Consider the following 20,086-nt stretch of genomic DNA (forward strand, 5'->3'; position numbering starts at 1 on the left):
GGGGAGGGTGCCTCGCGGATGCGAGGCGGGAGAGGGGCAGAACGACCTCTCCGAACAGGGCGGCGCTCCCCTCTCCCGCCCGACTTCGTGGGCCGCCCGACCCCGCTGAGGGGGAGGGATGACGCCCGCGCCTGACGCGGGCACCATTCGTGCGCCCAAGACCGAGGTGGCCACCCGATGACCGACACCCTTCACGCCCCCCTCGGCGCCGTCGACCAGGCCTTCGCGCCGCCGGTGATCACGGGCACGTCCTCCAAGGACGCCCTCGACATCCTGTTTCACGCCCTGCTCGACGTCGCCCGCCGCCACGAGCCGGAGCTCGAGGACGTGCTGCACGGTCGCGCCGATATCTCGACCTTCACGCCCGAGATGCTGGCCCGCGCGCTCCAGGTGCAGGGCATCTGGTTCCAGCTGCTTTCCATCGCCGAGCAGAACGCTGCCATGCGCCGGCGCCGCCAGGTGGAGCGGACCAAGGGCCGGGCCGAACTGTCGGGCAGCTTCAGCGCCGTGCTCGCCGATGCGGTGAAGGACGGGGTCGCGGCACCCGAGATCCATGCGCTTCTCAAGGACCTGCGCATCCGCCCCACGATCACCGCCCACCCCACCGAGGGCAAGCGCGTCACGGTGCTGGAGAAGTTCCGGCGCATCTATCTCGTCCTGCGCGAGCTCGAATTGCCGCGCTGGACCGAGCGCGAGCGCAACGGCTTGATGAGCGAACTGCGCGACCAGATCGAACTCGTCTGGATGACCGGCGAGTTGCACCTGGAGAAGGCCACCGTCGAGCGGGAGGTCGCCTGGGGGCTGCACTTCTTCGACGAGACCTTGTTCGAGATGCTGCCGGAGGTGTTGTACTCCCTCGAGGAGTCGCTGGCCGAGTATTATCCGGACGAGAAGTTCGAGGTGCCGGCCTTCTTCCAGTTCGGCTCCTGGATCGGCGGCGACCGCGACGGCAACCCCTACGTCACGGCGTCGGTCACCCGCACCACCCTGCAGCGCAACGCCCTCGCCTCGCTACGGCGCTACCGCGATGGCGTGACGGCGCTGGGCCGCACCCTCTCGCTCACCGAGCGCTCGCTGCCGGTGCCGGAGTCGTTCAAGCAGGAGCTGGCCCAGAAGCTCACCGAGAGCGGCGACGGCCGGGCGATCGCCAGCCGCAACCCGGGAGAGGCCTACCGCCAGTACCTCACCTGTATCCTGCGCAAGATCGAGGCGACCATCGCCCGCAACAAGGGGCTGCGTTCGACGGGACCCGACTATCCGAGCGCGGACGGGCTCATCAACGACTTGCGCATGCTGGAGAAGGGGTTGGCGGACGCGCGATGCCCGTCGCTCGCCAGCGACCTCGTGCGGCCGGTACGCCGGATGGTGGAGATCTTCCGGTTCTCCACGGTGCGGCTCGACCTTCGCGAGAACACCACCCGCACCACCAAGACTCTGCACGCGCTCTGGCAGCAGGCCAACGGCCAGAACAAGACGCCGCCCGAACTCGACTCGCCCGAATGGAAGAAGTGGCTGCTTTCCGAACTCGCCAAGCCGCGTTCGGGCGACCGCTCGTTCGAGGGGCTGCCCGACGATGCCCGCGAGACGCTGGAGACCTTCGCGCTGGTGGGCGAGATGCGCGAGCAGCTCGACCGCGAGGCGTTCGGCGCCTTCGTCCTGTCGATGACCCGTTCGGTACCCGACATCCTGGGAGCCTACCTGCTCGCCAAGGAGGCCGGAAACTTCCTCGACGGCGCCGGCACCGAGATTTGCTGCCTGCCGATCGTGCCATTGTTCGAGACCATCGACGACCTGCGGGCGGCGCCGGCAATCATGAAGGAGCTGTTCTCGATTCCGGTGGTGCGCCGCTCCACCCGCTGGCAGGGCGGCGTGCAGGAGGTGATGATCGGCTACTCGGATTCGAACAAGGACGGCGGCTTCGTCGCCTCGAACTGGGAGCTGTACAAGGCGCAGGACAAGCTGACCCAGCTCGGCAAGGCCTCGGGCGTGCCGATCGCGTTCTTCCACGGCCGCGGCGGCTCCGTGAGCCGGGGCGGGGCGCCGACGGCGCGCGCCATCGCGGCCCAGCCGCCCGGCTCGATCAACGGGCGCTTCCGCACCACCGAGCAGGGCGAGGTCGTCTCGTTCAAATACGCCAACCGCGGCACGGCGGCCTACCAGATGGAGCTCCTGGCCTCGTCGGTGTTCGCGCACGCGCTCAAATCCGAGCGCGAGGCCGCCAAGCTCCCGCGCAACGAGTTCGACGACGCGCTGGAGGCCCTCTCGGGAGCTTCGCGGGCGGCCTACGTCAACCTGATCCAGCACCCCGACCTCGTCACCTATTTCCAGGCGGCGAGCCCGCTCGACGAGATCGCGCTCCTCAACATCGGCTCGCGTCCGGCGCGCCGCTTCGGAGCCCGGTCTCTATCGGACCTGCGTGCGATCCCGTGGGTGTTCGCCTGGTCGCAGAATCGGCACGTGATCACCGGCTGGTACGGCGTCGGCTCGGGCCTCAAGAGCTTCCTCGACGTCCGCGGCGCGCAGGGCGAGGTCCTGCTCAAGCGCCTGTTCGCGGAATCACGCCTGTTCCGCCTCATCCTCGACGAGGTCGAGAAGACACTGTTGATGGTCGATCTCGACATCGCCCGCGATTATGCCGGCCTCGTGGCCGACGTGGGCGCGCGCGAGGCGATCTTCCCGCTGATCGAGGCCGAATACGCACTGACCCGCGAGATGGCCCTGCGGGTGAGCGGGGGCACCGAACTCGCCGAGCGTTTTCCCCTGTTCCGCGACCGCCTCAACGGCCGGCTGCCGACCATCAACCAGGTCAGTCGCGAACAGGTCGAGCTCCTCCGGCGTTTCAGGGCCGAGGAGGACGAGGACAAGCGCGAGGCGGTCAAATCCGCTCTCCTGCTCTCCATCAACTGCATCGCCGTCGGCTTCGGCGCGACGGGCTGATACCGCAATTCCGGGTGCCGGAACGGCACCCGGCCGAGGGCGGGGTTTCTTGCGCGGCTCCGGTCGCGAAGGGGCCTCGCACGCCAGACGATCGAATACGGTCGACATTTTAGGAAGGAAACATCGATGAGCTTCACCCTGATCCAGCAGGCCACCCCGCGCCTGCACCGCTCGGAACTCGCCGTCCCCGGCTCCAACCCGACCTTCATGGAAAAGTCGGCGACCTCGAAGGCCGACGTGATCTTCCTCGACCTCGAGGACGCGGTCGCGCCGGACGACAAGGAGCAGGCGCGCAAGAACATCATCCAGGCGCTCAATGAGATCGACTGGGGCAACAAGACCATGATGATCCGCATCAACGGTCTCGACACCCACTACATGTACCGCGACGTCGTCGACATCGTGGAGGCCTGCCCGCGCCTCGACATGATCCTGATCCCCAAGGTCGGCGTGCCGGCCGACGTCTATGCCATCGACGTGATGGTCACCCAGATCGAGCAGGCCAAGAAGCGCGAGAAGAAGATCGGCTTCGAGGTGCTGATCGAGACCGCGCTCGGCATGGCCAACGTGGAGGCCATCGCCACATCGTCGAAGCGCCTGGAGGCGATGTCCTTCGGCGTCGCCGATTACGCCGCCTCCACCCGCGCTCGCTCCCAGGTGATCGGCGGGGTCAACGCCGACTACAGCGTGCTGACCGACAAGGACGAAGCCGGCAACCGCCAGACCCATTGGCAGGACCCGTGGCTGTTCGCCCAGGCCCGCATGATGGTGGCCTGCCGCGCCTACGGCCTGCGCCCGATCGACGGTCCGTTCGGCGACTTCTCCGATCCGGACGGCTACACCTCCGCCGCCCGCCGCTGCGCCGCGCTCGGCTTCGAAGGCAAGTGGGCGATCCACCCCTCGCAGATCGACCTCGCCAACGACGTGTTCACCCCGTCGGAAGCCGAAGTCGGCAAGGCCCGCCGCATCCTGGCGGCGATGGAAGACGCCGCCAAGGCCGGCAAGGGCGCCGTCTCGCTGGACGGCCGCCTCATCGACATCGCCTCGATCCGCATGGCCGAGGCGCTGATCGAGAAGGCCAACGCGATGGCCAAGGGCTGAACGTCGGGCGCTCGGACGGCCTGAGAACCTCAAGCCGCGACGGCCGCTCCCCACCGGGGGGCGGCCGTCGTCATATCGGCACCAAATGCCGCAGCCGTTCGTTATCGGCATGCCGCTGCGACTGGCATCACGCCACAAACGACACGCTACCAACGACCTCGCGACTCCCAGGGAGACACCCCCCATGCACGTCACCATCGAAGACGCTCACAAGGCCATCGAGGCCGCCCGCGCCAAGGCGGTGGAGCTCGACACCCAGATGTGTATCGCGGTCGTCGATTCCGGCGGAAACCTGAAGGCCTTCTACCGGATGGACGGCGCCTGGGTCGGGTCCATCGACATCGCCCAGAAGAAGGCCAAGACCTCGGTGTTCTTCGGCATGATGACCGGCCAGATCGGCCAGCTGTCCCAGCCCGGTGGCCCGCTGTTCGGCATCGAGCATTCCAACGACGGGCTCGTCACCTTCCCAGGCGGCATCCCGATCGTGGACAAGGACGGCGAGATGTCCGGTGCCATCGGCGTCAGTGGCTCGACCGTCGAGAACGACCATGCGGTCGCCCTGGCCGGCGCCAGTGTCATCGGCGCGACGGAACTGCCGGCCCACCCCTGGCGGACCTGAGGGCGCTGGCCGGTTCGCCGAAAGGCCGACGAACCGGCTCGGGTGGCACCCTTGGAGACGAACGAAAGAAGGGGGCGCTCCGACGAGGAGCGCCCCCTTCTTTCGGAGACGGCCAGCCCTTGGGGGCTTGGCCGCGCTTCCAGCCGAAAAGCTAGAAGCCTCCGAACTTGTAGTTGAATCCGGCCCGAACGATGCTGCCTTCGGTCGTGAAGCGCGAGGTGTAGGAGCCCGTGGCCGGCGTCAGGCCGGTGGCGGCCACCGTCACGTTGCGGCTGCCGAGGTCGTAGCGCAGGTACTCGGCCTTGAGCGTGATCGCACTGGCACCGAGGAGATTGCCGATGATGCTGTAGCGGCTGAGGAAGCTGTCGGCGGGGATCGCGTACTCGATGCCGCCGCCGTAGACGTAGCCGGTCTCGATACCGTCGTTACGGCCGAGATAGGCCAGGGCCAGGGCGCCGTTGTAGAACTTGGCGTTGTAGTTCACGTCGCCGTAGGCGAAGCCACCGGTGCCGTAGACCAGGACGCGGTCGAAGGCGTAGCCGACGCGTCCTTGCGCCGTACCGAGCCAGTTGAGGCCCTGCCGGAACGAGCTCGGATCGGGGACGCCGCCGTTGGCGGCCAGCGCCGGGCCGAGGTAGAGATAGTTCTTGCGCAGGTCGGTCCAGGTCCAGTCGGCCTCGACGCCCACGACGAAGCCGGAGCCCGGCGTGAACTGGTGATTGTAGCCGACGCCGGCGCCGAAGTTGCCCCGGCCGTCCTGCTCCGAGCGCAGGCTCGGCGGGCGACGCAGGGTCTGCACGTTACCGATGGTGTTGGTGGTGGTGCTGCCGTCGTTGTTGCCGACGGTGCGGATCTGCTGGCTGTCGCTGAAGCTGTAGGAGCTGTGCGTCCCGGCATAGAAGCCGGTCCAGGTGAAGACCGGAACCGGCACGAAGGCCGGTGCGGGCTCGACGCGCCGCGGCAGGTCGGCGGCGGAGGCGGAGCCGACGGCCAGGAGCGCCGCCGTACCGGCCAGAAGCAGCTTCATCATTATGCAGGTGTCTCTCAAAAAATGCCCATCTCGGATGCAACGTACCCTTGTCGCTGCCCAGTCCCTATGCCTGGAGAGCCACACCGAGCCTCGGATGCGAGAGGAGCCATCGGTCCCGTCCGCACCGTGGCGAGCGAGCCGACAACACCCGGTTAAGGCTGTTGCCTTAATCAGGGCCGAACCGATCTTCAGTCCCGACAGGAGCGCCGATGACCCGTGATCAACTCGCCGCCGAACTGAAGCGCATGGCGAGCGTCCACGTCAGCGACATCGAGCGTGCGGTGAAGGACGGCCACAAGACCATCGCCCTCAACGAACTGGCGGACCTCAACCGCCAGCTCAAGGCACTGTCGGCGGCGGTGAAGGCCAAGCCCGTGGTGCGGGCCTGAATGTCGGCCCCGAAACGCGTGTTCCGGTGCCGCGCGCAGGAGAAGAACGCCCGGTGATCGGGCGTTCCGTGGGGTGCACTAACCCGCTCGGCCGCCTGCCTTTTCTTCTTCCACCTGTGGAGCGACCTGCCCGTAGTTGAGGACCGCGACCAGGGCGGTGCCGCCGAAGACGTTGCCGATGAGCGTCGGCACGAAGAAATGCCACAGGTAGTCGGACATGGAGGCTTCGCCGGTGAAGACGAGGTAGAACGTATCCACCGAGCCGGCCACGATGTGGGCGAGGCCGCAGACCGCCACGAGCCCCGTCATCAGCACCACGATAAAGGGCGCGGCCGACCCGGTGGCGGGCAGCATCCACACCATCAGCGCGATGAGCCAGCCGGCGAACACCGCCTTGATGGTTGTGGTCCAGAACGGGGCCGCGCTGGCGTGGTGGCTGATCTCGGCGAAGGCCTTGCGGACCTCCGGCTCGAAGGCGTCGGAATGGGCGAGGACGGCGGCGACGAGGGCGGTGGCGATGATGTTGCCGACGAGCACGATCCCCCACAGCCGCGCGACCCGCCACAGGGTCGCCACGGTGCGGTCGTGCAGCAGCGGCAGGATCGGCGTCAGGGTGTTCTCGGTGAAGAGCTGCTGGCGTCCGAGCACCACGATGAGGAAGCCGGTGGCGTAGCCCATGCCCGAGATGAGCTCGCTCCACGGCGCCTCCGGCAGGTGCGCCTTGAGGACGCCCGGCACGATCAGCGAGAACCCCATGGTGAGGCCTGCCGCCAGGGCGGAGAGGAAGAGCGCCCCGGCGTTGCGGCGCAGCTCCTCGTCACCCTCCTTGCGGATGACCTCGTGCAGCACGAAGGCGTCGGGGCGGATCACCTCCGCGACACTCTCCTCGTGCTCCTTCTTTTTCTCGGCGGTGGTGTTGGCATCGTCCAGAGTCATCGGCGTTTCCTCAGCGCCGGTTTCCGGGAGCCGGCCCCCCTTCGCTGCGGCTTGATGCCGCTTGGGGAGGCAAAGCCGCAATCAGGCGCCGGTTCCCCCGCGCAGGCGTTCAACCAGGGCGATGACCGCGTCCCGCGCCCGCGCGACGGACACGGCGTCCCGGCCCCGCACCACGATGCGGTTGGCGAACCCCGTCGGCGTCATCGAGGGATACGATCCGATCGACACGGCCGTCTCCGCCTTGGCGATCGCGGCGAGATCGCCGGCGTAGGTGCCCTCGGGGAGGTTGCCGGCCTCGATGGTCTCGGAGATCACCTTGGCGCCCGTCTCGAGCGTCGGGCCGATCTGGTCGAGCATCGCCTGCATGATCGCCGGCACGCCGGCCATCACGAAGACGTTGCCGAGGCGAAACCCCGGTGCCTTCGAGATCGGGTTGGGCACGAGGTCGGCGCCGTCGGGGATGCGGGCCATGCGCAGGCGGGCCTCGTTGAGATCCTCCGGCTTGTGCCGTTCCAGGAGCATCGCCTTGGCGCGCGGATCGACGTCGATGCCGACGCCGAAGGCGGCCGCGACGCAGTCGGCCGTGATGTCGTCGTGGGTCGGGCCGATGCCGCCGGTGGTGAAGAGGTAGGTGTTGCGGGCGCGCAGCGCGTTCACCGCCTCGACGATGGCGTCCGCCTCGTCGGGCACGACCCGGACCTCACGCAGGTCGACGCCGATCGCCGTGAGGTAATCGGCGATGGTGCCGATGTTCTTGTCCTTGGTGCGCCCGGACAGGATCTCGTCGCCGATGACGAGGATGGCGGCGGTGACGGCGGGCGGTGGGGTCATCGAGGTCCGGGTGTCGGGAGAGGGGCCCCATCGCACCTAGCGCGGGGCACCGGCGCTGGCTATGGCCGTGCCTTTCCGCATCCAAGATCCGGCCCACATGCGCCTTCCCGCCCCCCTGATCGAAGGCCGCCTCGTGAGGCGCTACAAGCGCTTCCTGGCGGACGTCGAACTCGCCGACGGCACGGTGACGACGGCCCATTGCGCCAACCCCGGCGCGATGCTCGGCCTCCATGCTCCGGGCAACCGGGTCCTGCTCTCGGCCTCCACCAATCCGGCGCGCAAACTCGGGTTCTCGTGGGAGCTGGTGGAGGCGGACCTGCCCGGCGGCCCGCAATGGGTCGGCATCAACACCATGCGCCCGAACGCCCTGGTGGCGGAGGCCTTCCGGGCCGGGCTGCTGGCGCCCCTCGCGGGCTATACCGGCCTCAAGCCGGAGGTGCGCTATGCCACGGCGAGCCGGGTCGATTTCCTGGCGACGGGGGAGGGGCTCGCCCCCTGTCACGTCGAGGTCAAGAACTGCCATCTCCTGCGCCGACCCGGCCTCGCTGAATTCCCCGATTGCGTCGCCGCCCGCAGCGCCCGCCACATGCGGGACCTGGCGCAGGTGGTGCGGGACGGCGGCCGCGCGGTGGTGATCGTCGTGGTCCAGATGCAGGCGATCCGGTTCGACGTCGCCCGCGACCTCGATCCGGCCTTCGACCGGGCGTTCCAGGCCGCGCGGGAGGCCGGCGTCGCCGTCCACGCCTATCGCTGCCGGGTGACCCCGGAGGAGGTCGCCATCGCCGAGGAGATCCCGGTCGCCTGAAGCACGGCCACGCCGCGGGCGACTTGCGCCCCGGCCGGTTCGGACCGATCCTCGTCTCCGGCATCCGTCGAAGGGCCATCCGATGAGCGAGACACCGCCCACCTGCCGTCTCGTCAAGGCCGGAGCCGCCTTCACCGGCAGGCAGGGGCTCGACTACGCCGTGGCGATCTCGGCCGAGACGGTGGGGGCGAAATCGCTGCACATGCAGATCGTGACGTTGCCGCCCGGCGTGCGCGCCAAGGCGCACCGGCACGAGGCGCACGAGAGCGCCATCCATGTGCTGAGCGGCGAATCCGGTTGCTGGTACGGCGAGACGCTGGAGCACCACGCCGTGGTGAGGGCGGGGGATTTCTTCTACATCCCGGCCGGCGTGCCGCACCTGCCCTACAACCCGAGCGACAGCGTACCCTGCGTGGCGGTGATCGCCCGGACCGATCCCAACGAGCAGGAGAGCGTCGTGCTCATGCCGCAACTCGACGGACGGGTCTGAACCGCTCTCAGACCGTCCGCTCGAACACCAGGTTCAGCCGAGTCTCGGCGATCCGGCGGTAGCCGTGGCCCTCGAGCAGGCCCGCGAGGTCGATCTGCCACTGGTCGGTGCCGTTCTCGACGAGGAGCAGGGTCGGATGCAGGCTTTTGGGCGCCGCGCGCAGGAAAGGCTCCAGGATCAGGTCCTCGGCGCCCTCGACGTCGAGCTTCATCGCGTCGATGCGGGTGATGCCCTCGCTCTCGGCCAGGCCCAGCAACGTCACGGCGGGCACGCGGATCTGGGCGCTCTCGTTGGTGCCGACGATCTTGAGACTCGATTCGCCGCGGTTGCGCGGATCGACGAACAGCGTGAGTTCGCCGGCCTTGTCGGCCACCGCGCAGGCCACCGCCTTGACGGTGCCGAAGGGGTTCTGCGCGATGTTGTAGGTGAGCCGGTCGAACACGTCGGGCTGGGGCTCCACCGCGAGGATGCGGGCGCGCGGCCCGGCGAAGGCCGCCACGGCCAAGGCGTAGGCGCCGATGTTCGATCCGATGTCGAGGAAGGTGCAGCCCTGCGGCAGGCGGGCCTTCAGAAGCGCACGCTCCTCGGGATCGAAGAACTGCGGCGTGAACAGCACCTTCTTCTCGCAATTGTTGTTGTAGGGGTAGAGCCGCATCCGGGCGCCGTAGCGCTCGACGTCGAGGGGGCGCCCGCGCAGCAGGGTGATGCCGATCCGGCGCAGGAACAGGGCGAGGCGCCGGCCGCTCCAGCGCGCATCCGAGATCCGGCCGGTGCGTGCCAGCAAGCGCGCCACGAGGCCCGCGGGCGCGTAGGTTCCGAAAGGGGGGCTGTTCTTCATGGCAGGCCGGGTGATGCCAGCCGCCGTCGCCGGGGGCAAGCAGGTCGCCCCTCGGCCACCGGCATGATAGGCATCCCCGTCATGCGAACCAGTCGCGGGGATGGGCGGACGTGCCGGAGCCGATGCAGCGATTTCATTCCGATGGCGTCGCCATCGCCTATATCGACGTGCCGCCGGCGAGCGGCGGCGACGACGCGATCCTGCTGATCCACGGCTTCGCCTCGAACCACGCGGTCAACTGGGTCAACACGCTGTGGGTGCGCACGCTGACCCAGGCCGGCTACCGGGTGGTGGCCCTGGACAACCGCGGCCACGGCGAGAGCCAGAAGCTCTACGACCCGGACGCCTACGGCTCGGACATCATGGCCGCCGACGCGCGGCGCCTGCTCGACCACCTCGACATCGCCCGCGCCGACGTGATGGGCTACTCGATGGGCGCGCGCATCGGTGCCTTCCTCGCCCTCGACGAGCCGGCCCGCGTGCGCTCCCTGCTGCTGGGCGGCCTCGGGCTGCACCTCGTCGAGGGCAAGGGGTTGCCGAGCGGGATCTCCGAGGCGCTGGAGGCGCCCCCCGGCACCCCGGCTCCGAACCCGACGGCCGCCGCCTTCCGCACCTTCGCCGAACAGACCCGCAGCGACCTTCGGGCACTGGCCGCCTGCATGCGCGGCTCGCGCCAGACCCTGTCGCGCGAAGAGGTCTCGCAGATCGAGGCGCCGAGCCTGGTCACGGTGGGCAGCCTCGACACGGTGGCCGGCTCCGGCCCGGCCCTGGCGGCATTGATGCAAGACGCCAAAGCCCTCGACCTGCCGGGGCGCGACCACTCGACGGCGGTGGGCGACAAGGGGCATCGCACCGGCGTTCTGGAGTTCCTGGCCGCGCGGCCTTGAGCGGCGCGGTTTCGGGCAACCCGTAGCAGGGCGCCGACCGGTCCCTCGCCGGGAAGGGGGTTCAGCTCTTCAGCCGATACCCCGTCCGAAAGATCCACGTCACGGCGGCCAGGCACGCGCTCAGGAACAGCAGCGTCATCCCGAGGCTGATCTCGACCGCCACGTCGCCCTTGCCGAAGAAGCTCCAGCGGAAACCGCTGATCAGGTAGACGACCGGGTTGAACAGGCTCACCGCGCGCCAGAACGGCGGCAGCATGTCGATGGCGTAGAAGCTGCCGCCGAGGAAGGTCAGCGGCGTCACCACCAGCAGCGGCACGAGCTGCAGCTTCTCGAACCCGTCCGCCCACAGGCCGATGAGGAAGCCGAACAGGCTGAAGGTGACGGCGGTGAGCAGCAGGAAGACCACCATCATCGCCGGATGTTCGATGTGGATCGGCACGAACAGGGTCGCGGTGGCCAGGATGATCAGCCCGATCAGGATCGACTTGGAGGCCGCGGCACCGACGTAGCCGAGGACGATCTCGAAGGGCGAGACGGGGGCCGACAGGATCTCGTAGATCGTGCCGGCGAACCGCGGGAAGTAGATGCCGAAGGAGGCGTTGGCGATGCTCTGCGTGAGCAGCGACAGCATGATCAGGCCCGGCACGATGAAGGCGCCGTAGGCGATCCCGTCCACGGCGGTCACCCGCGAACCGATGGCCGCCCCGAACACCACGAAATACAGCGAGGTCGCGATGACCGGCGCGACGATGCTCTGCAGGGCGGTGCGCCAGAAACGGGCCATCTCGAAGCGGTAGATGGCGGTGACCGCCGGCCAGTTCATGGTCATGCGTCGATCCCTGCGCTGGTCCTCGCACCGGTCCTGACGAGGTCCACGAAGATGTCCTCGAGCGAGCTCTGCCGGGTGGAGAGGTCGCTCACCGAGAGGCCGGCGGCAGCGAGATCGGACAGAAGCGTCGCGATCCCGGTCTCGGCGGCCTGCGTGTCGTAAGTGTAGGTGAGTTCGGCGCCGTCCGCCCCGAGGGCGAGGCCGGGATGGGCGGCGAGCGAGGCGGGCAGGGCCGTCAGCGGGCCCTGGAGCTGGAGGATGAGCTGCTTCTTGCCGAGCTTGCGCATCAACTCGGCCTTCTCCTCGACCAGGATGATCTCGCCCTTGGCGATGACGCCGACCCTGTCGGCCATCTCCTCGGCCTCCTCGATGTAGTGCGTGGTCAGGATGATGGTGACGCCCTGGTCGCGTAAGGAGCGTACCAGGCGCCACATGTCCTGGCGCAGTTCCACGTCGACGCCGGCGGTGGGCTCGTCGAGGAACAGGATGCGCGGCTGGTGGCTCAGCGCCTTGGCGATCAGCACCCGTCGCTTCATGCCGCCCGAGAGGGTCATGATCCGGCTGTCGCGCTTGTCCCACAAGGAGAGGTCGCGCAGCACCCGCTCGATATGGGCCGGGTCGGGCTTCAGGCCGAAGAGACCGCGGGTGAAGCTGGTGGTGGCCCACACCGTCTCGAAGGCGTCGGTGGTGAGTTCCTGCGGCACCAGGCCGATCGCCGTGCGTGCGGCCCGGTAGTCCTTGGCGGCGTCGTGACCGTCGATCCGGATGGTGCCGGCACTCGGCGTCACGATCCCGCAGACGATGTTGATCAGCGTGCTCTTGCCCGCCCCGTTGGGGCCGAGCAGCGCGAAGATCTCGCCCTTGGCGATCTCCAGGTTGACATCGCGCAGGGCCTGGTGGCCGGAGGCATAGACCTTGGACAGGTTCGCGATCGCGATGATCGGCGGCATCGGGTCTCCGTGGGTCGGGAGCGGGCGCCGCCTATACCACGCCGAGGCCGTTCGCGAGGGGCAATCGGCCGGCCGCCGCGTCGCGGCTCCTGTCGGCCTCGGGGACGAACCGGCCCCCCGACGGGTGGCCGGTTCGAGCCGAGCCCTAGCCGGCGAGCCGCTGGCCCTGCCGCTTGGCTTGCTCGAAGGCCTGGAGGTCGAGGGCGAGGGCGACGACCTGTGCGCTCTTGAGGCGCGACGGGTCCATCGCGCTGCCGATCCCGTGCTCCAGGTAGATCTCTTCCATCTCGGGCGTGCGCATGGCCCCACCCATGGTCCAGTTCGGAAAGAGGCGTGCCTCGATATCGCGCACGTTCAGGATGGTCGCCGTGGAATGGCGGGTGTCGCGGGCGATGCGGTTGTAGGTTTCGACCACCTGCGCCTTGTCGCCTTCGAGGATCTGTACGAACCACGTCTTGTCGAAGATCAGGAACCCCGTGACCCCGTCGCGGCTGTTGTTGCGCTGGGAGGCGGAGACGATCTCGCGCAGGTTGGTCAACATGGCGCGGTCGCCACCCTGCACCGTGTTGCGGCTGTAGTAGACGAGCTGGTGGATCATGAATGTTCCGCCCCGGGACAGGTTGTTATGGCGTTCTGCGACGCTTGCCCGGACATCGATGGTCAAACGGGCCGTCGTGTCCCAGGGGTGTCACCGACGCACTAAGGATTTCTGAATCGTCTTCCGAATACATGTGTCGAACGAAAATCGATTGCGTTCGGTAGAAACTCGTCGACCTACAACGCGAAATGATCCGGATTGGACATAACACTTGTTAAGGCTACCGCATCTGCCAACGACCCCACGGGGGCGATGGGGACGCTGCGATGCCCGCGTAAGGGACCCCGATCCACCCGGTAGGGGATCGACGAGCAATCATGATTTCACGATGCGGTCGAGGCGGGCGTTCACGAAGAAATACAGCTCCTTTGCACCGGGCTCGGCATAGAGCACCTGAACTTCGCGGCCGGCGCGGCCGGCACCCACGAGAACATCGGTGGGCGGCCGGCCCTTGAGACGCACGAGGTCGCATTCGCCGATCCCCGGCTCGATCGCCGTGGCGACGACCGGGCCGGCCTCGGAACAACTGCCGTCCGGGCGCAGCACGGGGCCCGGGAACACCGCTGCTGCGGGGGGCGGCGCCGGAGGGTCTGCGGCCTCGACCGCTTCGGCGGGTCGCCTGTCGGACCCGACGCAGCCCGTCACGGCTACGGCGAGCAACACGGCCAGCACGGAACGAACCGGTCTCATCGGCCTGCCTCACCCTCGCCGGTCCCGGATCGGGCACGGATGGCGGCGGCATAGAGATCGGCGGCATCGCGATGGAACGCGGCGCGGGAATCGGGGCGCGAATAGAACATGTGGCCGCCGGGATAGACCGAGAGGCCGAGGCGGCCGCCGCCGAGCGGCGGCATCTGGTCGATCAGGAGCTTGGAAGTGAAATAGGGCGTCACGAGATCCGTGAAGCCGTGGACGACGAGGACGCGCAGACGTCCGTCGAGCGCCATCACGCCGCGCAGGGTGCTCAGGGATTCGGGCGCACTGCGGCCCGATCCCCAGGTCCAGCCGCGGTTGACCGCGTTGTTGAGGAGTTCGTAGCGCAGGTCCGGCACCCGGTAGCCGAGGCGCGTCGCATAAAGGTCCAGCATCGCGGTGGTGAGGGGGGCCTGCATGCCGGTGAGCAGGGGGTCCTCGAAGCCGGAGACCGCGGCGGTCGGGTCGGGGTCCCAGCCGGTGACGCCGGTGTCGTAGGCGCTAGCGACCCGGCCTTCGTCGCGGCCGATCTCGCGCTGGACGCTCGCGCCGGACAACCGTCCCGCCTGGCGGCGCACGAAGGCGGGATCGAGCCCCGTGAGGGCGCCGACCCTGTCGCCGAGACGGGCGACGGCTTGGCTGTCGCCCGGCCCCTTGAGGAGGTCGGCGATATAGGGGCCGGTGGCATAGGCCTCGGCCTCGGCGAGGGCGGCCCGGCTCGGCGTCCGGCCCGCCCGTTCCATCGCGGCGGCGGCCAGCGAAGGCAGTTTGGTCACGTGGCCCCAGGGCGTGGTGCGCGGCGCCTGCAGCCAGGCGAAATCGAACACCGGCGACACGAGGACGAGGCCGGACAGGCCGATGCCGATCTCCTCCTGGAGCTTGGCGGCGATCAAGGGGCCGCGAAAGCCGCCGTAGCTCTCCCCGAGGAAGAACTTCGCGGAGGCGACACGGTCGTTGACCCGCAGGTAGCGGGCGATGGCCGCGGCGAGCACCGAGGCGTCCGAATCCACGCTCCAGTAGCGCTTGGCGTCGCCGTCGGCGGCGCGGCTGTAGCCGGTCCCGACCGGGTCGATGAAGACGAGGTCGGTGAAGTCGAGCCAGGTGCCGTCGTTGGCCACGAGGTCCACCGGCATCGACGGGCTGATGCTGGCGCCCTCGAGCGGCAGCCGCCAGGGGCCGACCGCGCCGATGTTGAGATAGGCGGAGGCCGCGCCGGGGCCGCCGTTGACCGCGAAGGTGATCGGACGGGCGGGCTCGCCTTCCCTCGGCGCCTGCACGTAGGCGATGAAGGCGATCTCCGCCTGGAGCTTGCCGGCCTCGTCCATCAGCGGCAGGCTGCCGGCGGTGGCCTTGAAGGCCAGCGAGCGCCCGTCCGGCAGGGTGACGGTGTGGTCGGTGGTCACGTTGGCCGGGAGCTTGCGACCCTCGACGGGCCTGGCCTCCGGGCCTTTCCGGGCCTCCTGGGCCGGGGAGCCGTGCGGATTGGCCTGCGCCATCGCCGGGAGCGGAGCCGCGAGGAGGGCCGTCAGGACGGGGATGATGCGGTGCATGCGAGTGTCCCGGCCGCCTCGGCGGCATCCATCGGTGAGGTGCGGTCGTGGGCCGATCACGCCTTCTTCTGCCAGCGGCCGTCGTCGTCCTGCTGCCAATAGGCGAGGGCGTGGCCCGCCTCCTTGGCCTGCTTCCACTGCGCCCGGGCGAGCAGCAGCGACTCCTGGTCGGTGCCGTCGAACAGGATGCAGAGGCGCTCGTAGCCCTGCGCGTCGGCCGGGAGCGGCGATCCCTCCACGAGGAAGCGGATCGCGGCGGCGTTGGGGTTGGCCTCCGCCAGCGTCAGGACCACTGGCAGGCCGGCGGCATCCGGCTCGCGGTCGGTGCCGTGGGGCAGGAAGCTGTCGTCTGTGTAGGTCCAGAGCTGATCGTCGAGCGCCTGCAGGCGCTCTTCGGACGAGGCCTGGATCACCACTCGCCAGTCGCGCGCCAGGGAGCGCTCGACGAGGCTGGGCAGCACCTTCTCCAGGGGCTGGCGCTGCAGATGGTAGAACAGGATCTCGGTCACGCCCCGACATATAGGGCCGCCGATGCCTTTGACAGCGCGGCGGCGGATCGATCACGGCGCCTCGATGAGATGGGGCACGAACACGGCTGCGTCCGTGGTGACCGGGCCTTCGGCCTCGCGGATGCAGAGACCCGCGGCGGCATCCCCGACGATCCATGAGCCAACGAGAGCATGGCGGCCGTCGAAGGCGGGCATCGGGGCCAGGGCCTGGCGGATGAACCCCTCCCGGTCGTAGGGACCGGGCAGGTCGGCGAGCACGCGTCCGTCCCGCACCATCCGCACGTTCGCGCCTTCGCGCGAGTGCAGCGGTTTCCTCACGTAGGCCCCGCCGAGACACGCCGCCTGCGGATCGTCCTCGAAATAGGCCGCCAGCAGGTTGGGATGACCGGGCTCCATCGCGTGGAGATGGACGAGGGCGCCCTTGTTCGAGAGGACCGCTTTCCAGGGCGGCTCGAGGAAACGGGTGGGCGTGTCGCGCAACGCGCCACCGAAGGCGTCGGCGAAGGCCCATTCCCACGGATAGAGCTTGAACAGCGTCGCGATCGGCGCATGTGCCGGATCGATGAAGCGGCCATCGCCGGACAGGCCGATCTCGGCGAGGTCGAGGAAGCGGGTGGCGAGCCCCGCCTGGCGGGCGCAATCCTCGAGGTAGGCGACGGTGCCGCGGTCCTCCGGCGCGTCGGCATAGGCGGTCAGGCACAGGGTGCCGTCGCCGGGCATGCGCCGGAAGCGATCGATCAGGTGTTCGTGGACCGCGTTGAACTGGTCCGATCCCGGCGGCAGCCGCCCGGTGGCCAGCATCTCCTCGAGCCAGAGCCACTGGAACACGCCGGTCTCGTAGAGGGCGGTGGGCGTATCGGCGTTGTACTCCAGCAACTTGGCCGGTCCGGTCCCGGCGCCGCCATAGGCGAGGTCGAGGCGGCCGTAGAGGGAGGGGTCTCCCCGCCGCCAGCTGTCGCGGACCGCATCCCAGGCGTGTTCGGGAATCGCGAGGGAGGCGAGGATGCGCTCGTCCTCAACCGCCCTGGCGACGAAGGCGAGGCAGAGGGCGTGGAGTTCGGCACTGGGGCCTTCGATGTCGCGCTCGATCTCCTCCAGCGTGAAGGCATAGGCATGGCTCTCGTCCCAATAGGGCGCGCCGTCGATCGTGTGGAAGGTGAAGCCGTGGGCGCGGGCGGTCCCACGCCAGTCCGGCCGTTCGCCGACGGCGAGGCGGCGCATCAGCCGCCGCCGTGGCCGGACGAGCCGTGCGAGGAGAAGCCGCGCCCGGTCCGGCCGAACCCGCCGAACGAGGCCTGCCGCACCGCCGACGAGGCGACGCGGGCGCTCGACGACGTGCCGCCGCTCGCGGTGACCACCCGCCCGCCCCAGCTCGTGCAATAGCCGCCGTGCCCGGCATGGGCATGGGCGGCCTGTTCCGGCCGGTGGTGGTAGATCGGCTGGGGGGGGAGGCCCTGATCGGGCCGACGCCCGAGCAGATAGCCGGCCAGCATCGGCACGAAGCGGCCCGTGGCGCTGGCGGCCACGACGGCGCCTGTGAGGCAATGGGCCGGACCGTGATGCGCCTCGCACTCGGGCAGCGAGCCATAGCGCGGCGCCGCTTCCGGATAGGCCTGCCGCACGATGGCGTAGTCGCGCCGGCAATCCGCCTCGGTACGGATGGCGGCCGACACGCAGGCGTCGGGGCCGGGATAGACGAGCACATCCTCCTCGCGCTGCGTCGGATCGACCTGACCGAGCACGAGGGCCGTGGTTCCCGCTCCGGCCACCAGGGCCAGGGAGACAGTCGCGGAGCGCTTCCGGTGCTTCGAGAACGGCGGTGTCATCGACGGTCGGACCTCGGCGGACGGGTCCGTCTCCCCCACGGCCGGATGCCGCATGGGAGAGGAGCATAGGCGGTTCCGGCCCGGTGAAAAGCCGGGTCTCCCACGTCAGTAGGTCATCGCGGCCGCATCGACGATTCCGCCGGCGACCGAGGCCGACGCCAGGAACGTGGCGGCGGCGACCTCACCGGCCTCGATCCGCCGCGACAGGTCGGGCAGCACCAGGCGCACCAGACCGTAGACCGAGAGCTGGACCACCAGGGCGACGAGGCCCCAGATCACGCAGTCGAGGATGGATTGCGCGTTGAAGATCGAGACCGAGAGCGGAACGGTGTAGCCGACCAGGCTACCGCCCAGGGCGACGGCGGCGGCGAGGTTGTTCTCGCGGATCAGCGCGATCTCGCGGTGGGCCGTGGCGGTGAGATAGACGCCGAGGTAGAGCGCCACGAGGCCGAGCGCGGTGGCGGCGTAGGCGCAAAAGGCCGGCAGGCCGGAAATCGAGACCATCACGGGCTCCTCGTCCGCAGGGTCGACGGCGGATGCTCGGTGGGAGCGATCAGAGCGCCCGCATCACACGAGCCGGCTCTGCTCCATCGCCGCGCCGATGAAGCTGCGGAACAGCGGATGCGGCTCGAACGGGCGCGACTTCAATTCCGGATGGAACTGCACGCCGATGAACCACGGATGGCCGACGTGCTCCACCGTCTCCGGCAGCAGGCCGTCCGGCGACAGGCCGGAAAAGCGCAGGCCCCTGGCCTCCAGGCACTCGCGATAGGCCATGTTGACCTCGTAGCGATGGCGGTGGCGCTCGGAGATCTCGGTGGTGCCGTAGATCTCGGCGATCTTCGTGTCGGCGTGGAGCGTCGCCTTGTAGGCACCGAGCCGCATGGTGCCGCCGAGGTCGCCCTCCGCCGCGCGCCGCTCCAGCTCGTTCCCGCGCAGCCACTCGGTGAGGAGGCCGACCACCGGCTCGGCGGTCTCGCCGAACTCGCTGGAATTGGCGTCCGGCACCCCGGCCAGCGAGCGGGCCGCCTCGATCACGGCCATCTGCATGCCGAAGCAGATGCCGAAATACGGGATCTTGCGCTCGCGCGCGAAGCGGGCCGCGCGGATCTTGCCCTCGGCGCCGCGCTGGCCGAAGCCGCCGGGCACCAAGATGCCGTTGATGCCCTCGAGGAACGGGGCCGGGTCCTCGCGCTCGAACACCTCGGACTCGATCCATTCGAGGTTGACCTTCACCCGGTTGGCGATGCCGCCGTGGGTGAGCGCCTCGGTCAGCGACTTGTAGGCGTCCTTGAGGCCCGTGTACTTGCCGACGATGGCGATGTTCACCTCGCCCTCGGGGTTGCGCACCCGCTCCGAGATCGTCGTCCAGCGCGTCAGGTCCGGCTCGACCTCCGGCGCGATGTCGAAATGCGCCAGCACCTCGCGGTCGAGGCCGGCCTCGCGGTAGGACAGCGGCACGTCGTAGATCGAGGCCACGTCCCGGGCCTCGATGACGGCGGTCTCGCGGACGTTGCAGAACAGCCCGAGCTTGCGCCGCTCCTCCACGGGAATCGGACGGTCGCAGCGGCAGAGCAGGATGTCGGGCTGGATACCGATGGAGCGCAGCTCCTTGACCGAATGCTGCGTCGGCTTGGTCTTCAGCTCGCCGGCGGACGGAATGTAGGGCAGGAGCGTCAGGTGCACGAAGGCGGTGGTGCCGCGCGGCAACTCCTGGCCGAGCTGACGGATCGCCTCGAAGAACGGCAGGCCCTCGATGTCGCCCACCGTGCCGCCGATCTCGACGAGCACGAAGTCGAAGGCGTCGTTGCCGTCGAGCACGAACGCCTTGATGGCGTTGGTGACGTGCGGGATCACCTGGATGGTGGCGCCGAGGTAGTCGCCGCGCCGCTCCTTGGTGATGATGTCGAGGTAGATCCGGCCGGTGGTGATGTTGTCGGCCTTGGTGGCCGGCAGACCGGTGAAGCGCTCGTAATGGCCGAGGTCGAGATCGGTCTCGGCGCCGTCGTCGGTCACGAAGACCTCGCCGTGCTGGGTCGGGCTCATCGTGCCCGGATCGACGTTCAGATAGGGGTCGAGCTTACGCAGGCGGACCTTGTAGCCGCGCGCCTGGAGCAGGGCCGCGAGGGCGGCCGAACCGAGACCCTTGCCGAGCGAGGAGACCACGCCGCCGGTGATGAAAACGTACCGCGTCATGGGCTTTGGTCCATAAACAAGGGAGGTCGATTCGCCAAACGGCAACGCGACAAAGCCGTGGACGGTCCTTGG

21 protein-coding genes are annotated in these 20,086 nt (G+C 69.1%); 7 read left to right on the forward strand and 14 right to left on the reverse strand.

What is annotated here, in order from left to right; translation table 11 throughout:
- The first annotated feature begins 177 nt into the window (after positions 1–177).
- The 3 genes from ASF39_RS13570 (at position 178) to ASF39_RS13580 (ending at position 4,657) form a co-directional block, all read left to right on the forward strand.
- On the forward strand, positions 178–2,937 hold the full coding sequence (locus ASF39_RS13570; protein WP_056284711.1) for a phosphoenolpyruvate carboxylase: 2,760 nt from the start codon (positions 178–180) through the stop codon (positions 2,935–2,937).
- A gap of 126 nt (positions 2,938–3,063) precedes the next feature.
- Positions 3,064–4,038, forward strand: a complete 975-nt coding sequence (locus tag ASF39_RS13575) for a CoA ester lyase (protein ID WP_056284716.1) — start codon at positions 3,064–3,066, stop codon at positions 4,036–4,038.
- 184 nt (positions 4,039–4,222) lie between these two features.
- On the forward strand, positions 4,223–4,657 hold the full coding sequence (locus ASF39_RS13580) for a heme-binding protein (protein WP_056284720.1): 435 nt from the start codon (positions 4,223–4,225) through the stop codon (positions 4,655–4,657).
- 151 nt (positions 4,658–4,808) lie between these two features.
- Here the strand turns inward: ASF39_RS13580 and ASF39_RS13585 are convergent, their stop codons facing one another.
- Complete coding sequence (locus tag ASF39_RS13585) at positions 4,809–5,690, reverse strand: porin family protein (protein ID WP_200938229.1); 882 nt, start codon at positions 5,688–5,690, stop codon at positions 4,809–4,811.
- A gap of 206 nt (positions 5,691–5,896) precedes the next feature.
- On the opposite strand from ASF39_RS13585, the gene ASF39_RS13590 reads away from it, so the two are divergent.
- Positions 5,897–6,076, forward strand: coding sequence for a hypothetical protein (locus ASF39_RS13590; protein WP_055884212.1), 180 nt, complete (start codon positions 5,897–5,899; stop codon positions 6,074–6,076).
- Positions 6,077–6,154: 78 nt separating this feature from the next.
- Here ASF39_RS13590 and ASF39_RS13595 read toward each other — a convergent pair whose 3' ends face one another.
- Positions 6,155–7,012, reverse strand: a complete 858-nt coding sequence (locus ASF39_RS13595) for a formate/nitrite transporter family protein (RefSeq protein WP_055884209.1) — start codon at positions 7,010–7,012, stop codon at positions 6,155–6,157.
- Between the two features lie 81 nt (positions 7,013–7,093).
- A complete protein-coding gene (locus ASF39_RS13600) occupies positions 7,094–7,843 on the reverse strand; it encodes a molybdopterin-binding protein (RefSeq protein WP_056284723.1) in 750 nt (249 codons plus the stop codon).
- Positions 7,844–7,940: 97 nt separating this feature from the next.
- Here ASF39_RS13600 and sfsA point away from each other — a divergent pair, with 97 nt between their 5' ends.
- Positions 7,941–8,648 carry a DNA/RNA nuclease SfsA gene (gene sfsA, locus ASF39_RS13605; protein ID WP_056284727.1) on the forward strand — a complete coding sequence of 236 codons (708 nt, stop codon included), beginning with the start codon at positions 7,941–7,943 and terminating at the stop codon, positions 8,646–8,648.
- 82 nt (positions 8,649–8,730) lie between these two features.
- Positions 8,731–9,138 (forward strand): cupin domain-containing protein, encoded by a 408-nt coding sequence (locus tag ASF39_RS13610; protein WP_055884196.1) that lies wholly within the window; start codon positions 8,731–8,733, stop codon positions 9,136–9,138.
- 7 nt (positions 9,139–9,145) lie between these two features.
- Here ASF39_RS13610 and ASF39_RS13615 read toward each other — a convergent pair whose 3' ends face one another.
- Positions 9,146–9,976, reverse strand: a complete 831-nt coding sequence (locus ASF39_RS13615) for an FkbM family methyltransferase (protein ID WP_055884192.1) — start codon at positions 9,974–9,976, stop codon at positions 9,146–9,148.
- A 122-nt stretch (positions 9,977–10,098) separates the two neighbouring features.
- On the opposite strand from ASF39_RS13615, the gene ASF39_RS13620 reads away from it, so the two are divergent.
- Complete coding sequence (locus tag ASF39_RS13620; RefSeq protein ID WP_056284730.1) at positions 10,099–10,863, forward strand: alpha/beta hydrolase; 765 nt, start codon at positions 10,099–10,101, stop codon at positions 10,861–10,863.
- A 61-nt stretch (positions 10,864–10,924) separates the two neighbouring features.
- On the opposite strand, the gene ASF39_RS13625 is transcribed toward ASF39_RS13620, so the two are convergent.
- The 10 genes from ASF39_RS13625 to ASF39_RS13670 all read right to left on the reverse strand — a co-directional run bounded on the left by ASF39_RS13625 (position 10,925) and on the right by ASF39_RS13670 (position 20,014).
- Positions 10,925–11,686 (reverse strand): ABC transporter permease, encoded by a 762-nt coding sequence (locus ASF39_RS13625; RefSeq protein ID WP_055884185.1) that lies wholly within the window; start codon positions 11,684–11,686, stop codon positions 10,925–10,927.
- Between the two features lie 2 nt (positions 11,687–11,688).
- Positions 11,689–12,642, reverse strand: a complete 954-nt coding sequence (locus ASF39_RS13630; protein WP_056284734.1) for an ABC transporter ATP-binding protein — start codon at positions 12,640–12,642, stop codon at positions 11,689–11,691.
- Between the two features lie 145 nt (positions 12,643–12,787).
- A complete protein-coding gene (locus ASF39_RS13635; RefSeq protein ID WP_056284736.1) occupies positions 12,788–13,240 on the reverse strand; it encodes a BLUF domain-containing protein in 453 nt (150 codons plus the stop codon).
- Between the two features lie 315 nt (positions 13,241–13,555).
- On the reverse strand, positions 13,556–13,930 hold the full coding sequence (locus tag ASF39_RS13640; protein ID WP_056284740.1) for a hypothetical protein: 375 nt from the start codon (positions 13,928–13,930) through the stop codon (positions 13,556–13,558).
- A complete protein-coding gene (locus ASF39_RS13645) occupies positions 13,927–15,483 on the reverse strand; it encodes a peptidase S10 (protein WP_056284743.1) in 1,557 nt (518 codons plus the stop codon). Before ASF39_RS13645 ends, ASF39_RS13640 begins: the two co-directional genes overlap by 4 nt.
- A 56-nt stretch (positions 15,484–15,539) precedes the next feature.
- On the reverse strand, positions 15,540–15,992 hold the full coding sequence (locus ASF39_RS13650) for a DNA polymerase III subunit chi (RefSeq protein WP_055884170.1): 453 nt from the start codon (positions 15,990–15,992) through the stop codon (positions 15,540–15,542).
- Between the two features lie 51 nt (positions 15,993–16,043).
- Positions 16,044–17,213 carry a glutathionylspermidine synthase family protein gene (locus tag ASF39_RS13655; RefSeq protein WP_056284746.1) on the reverse strand — a complete coding sequence of 390 codons (1,170 nt, stop codon included), beginning with the start codon at positions 17,211–17,213 and terminating at the stop codon, positions 16,044–16,046.
- Complete coding sequence (locus ASF39_RS13660) at positions 17,213–17,818, reverse strand: DUF1190 domain-containing protein (protein WP_056285157.1); 606 nt, start codon at positions 17,816–17,818, stop codon at positions 17,213–17,215. Before ASF39_RS13660 ends, ASF39_RS13655 begins: the two co-directional genes overlap by 1 nt.
- Positions 17,819–17,923: 105 nt before the next feature.
- A complete protein-coding gene (locus ASF39_RS13665) occupies positions 17,924–18,322 on the reverse strand; it encodes a DUF350 domain-containing protein (RefSeq protein ID WP_056284769.1) in 399 nt (132 codons plus the stop codon).
- A gap of 63 nt (positions 18,323–18,385) precedes the next feature.
- Positions 18,386–20,014 (reverse strand): CTP synthase, encoded by a 1,629-nt coding sequence (locus ASF39_RS13670; RefSeq protein WP_055884160.1) that lies wholly within the window; start codon positions 20,012–20,014, stop codon positions 18,386–18,388.
- Positions 20,015–20,086: the final 72 nt, after the last annotated feature.

The organism is Methylobacterium sp. Leaf108 (genome assembly GCF_001423265.1).
Classification (GTDB): Bacteria; Pseudomonadota; Alphaproteobacteria; order Rhizobiales; family Beijerinckiaceae; genus Methylobacterium.

Coding starts and splice junctions, on each gene's coding strand:
- ASF39_RS13570 (WP_056284711.1), top strand. CDS start 178: ATGACCGACACCCTTCACGCCCCCCTCGGCGCCGTCGACCAGGCCTTC.
- ASF39_RS13575 (WP_056284716.1), top strand. CDS start 3,064: ATGAGCTTCACCCTGATCCAGCAGGCCACCCCGCGCCTGCACCGCTCG.
- ASF39_RS13580 (WP_056284720.1), top strand. CDS start 4,223: ATGCACGTCACCATCGAAGACGCTCACAAGGCCATCGAGGCCGCCCGC.
- ASF39_RS13590 (WP_055884212.1), top strand. CDS start 5,897: ATGACCCGTGATCAACTCGCCGCCGAACTGAAGCGCATGGCGAGCGTC.
- ASF39_RS13595 (WP_055884209.1), bottom strand. CDS start 7,012: ATGACTCTGGACGATGCCAACACCACCGCCGAGAAAAAGAAGGAGCAC.
- ASF39_RS13600 (WP_056284723.1), bottom strand. CDS start 7,843: ATGACCCCACCGCCCGCCGTCACCGCCGCCATCCTCGTCATCGGCGAC.
- sfsA (WP_056284727.1), top strand. CDS start 7,941: ATGCGCCTTCCCGCCCCCCTGATCGAAGGCCGCCTCGTGAGGCGCTAC.
- ASF39_RS13610 (WP_055884196.1), top strand. CDS start 8,731: ATGAGCGAGACACCGCCCACCTGCCGTCTCGTCAAGGCCGGAGCCGCC.
- ASF39_RS13615 (WP_055884192.1), bottom strand. CDS start 9,976: ATGAAGAACAGCCCCCCTTTCGGAACCTACGCGCCCGCGGGCCTCGTG.
- ASF39_RS13620 (WP_056284730.1), top strand. CDS start 10,099: ATGCAGCGATTTCATTCCGATGGCGTCGCCATCGCCTATATCGACGTG.
- ASF39_RS13625 (WP_055884185.1), bottom strand. CDS start 11,686: ATGAACTGGCCGGCGGTCACCGCCATCTACCGCTTCGAGATGGCCCGT.
- ASF39_RS13630 (WP_056284734.1), bottom strand. CDS start 12,642: ATGCCGCCGATCATCGCGATCGCGAACCTGTCCAAGGTCTATGCCTCC.
- ASF39_RS13635 (WP_056284736.1), bottom strand. CDS start 13,240: ATGATCCACCAGCTCGTCTACTACAGCCGCAACACGGTGCAGGGTGGC.
- ASF39_RS13640 (WP_056284740.1), bottom strand. CDS start 13,930: ATGAGACCGGTTCGTTCCGTGCTGGCCGTGTTGCTCGCCGTAGCCGTG.
- ASF39_RS13645 (WP_056284743.1), bottom strand. CDS start 15,483: ATGCACCGCATCATCCCCGTCCTGACGGCCCTCCTCGCGGCTCCGCTC.
- ASF39_RS13655 (WP_056284746.1), bottom strand. CDS start 17,213: ATGCGCCGCCTCGCCGTCGGCGAACGGCCGGACTGGCGTGGGACCGCC.
- ASF39_RS13660 (WP_056285157.1), bottom strand. CDS start 17,818: ATGACACCGCCGTTCTCGAAGCACCGGAAGCGCTCCGCGACTGTCTCC.
- ASF39_RS13665 (WP_056284769.1), bottom strand. CDS start 18,322: ATGGTCTCGATTTCCGGCCTGCCGGCCTTTTGCGCCTACGCCGCCACC.
- ASF39_RS13670 (WP_055884160.1), bottom strand. CDS start 20,014: ATGACGCGGTACGTTTTCATCACCGGCGGCGTGGTCTCCTCGCTCGGC.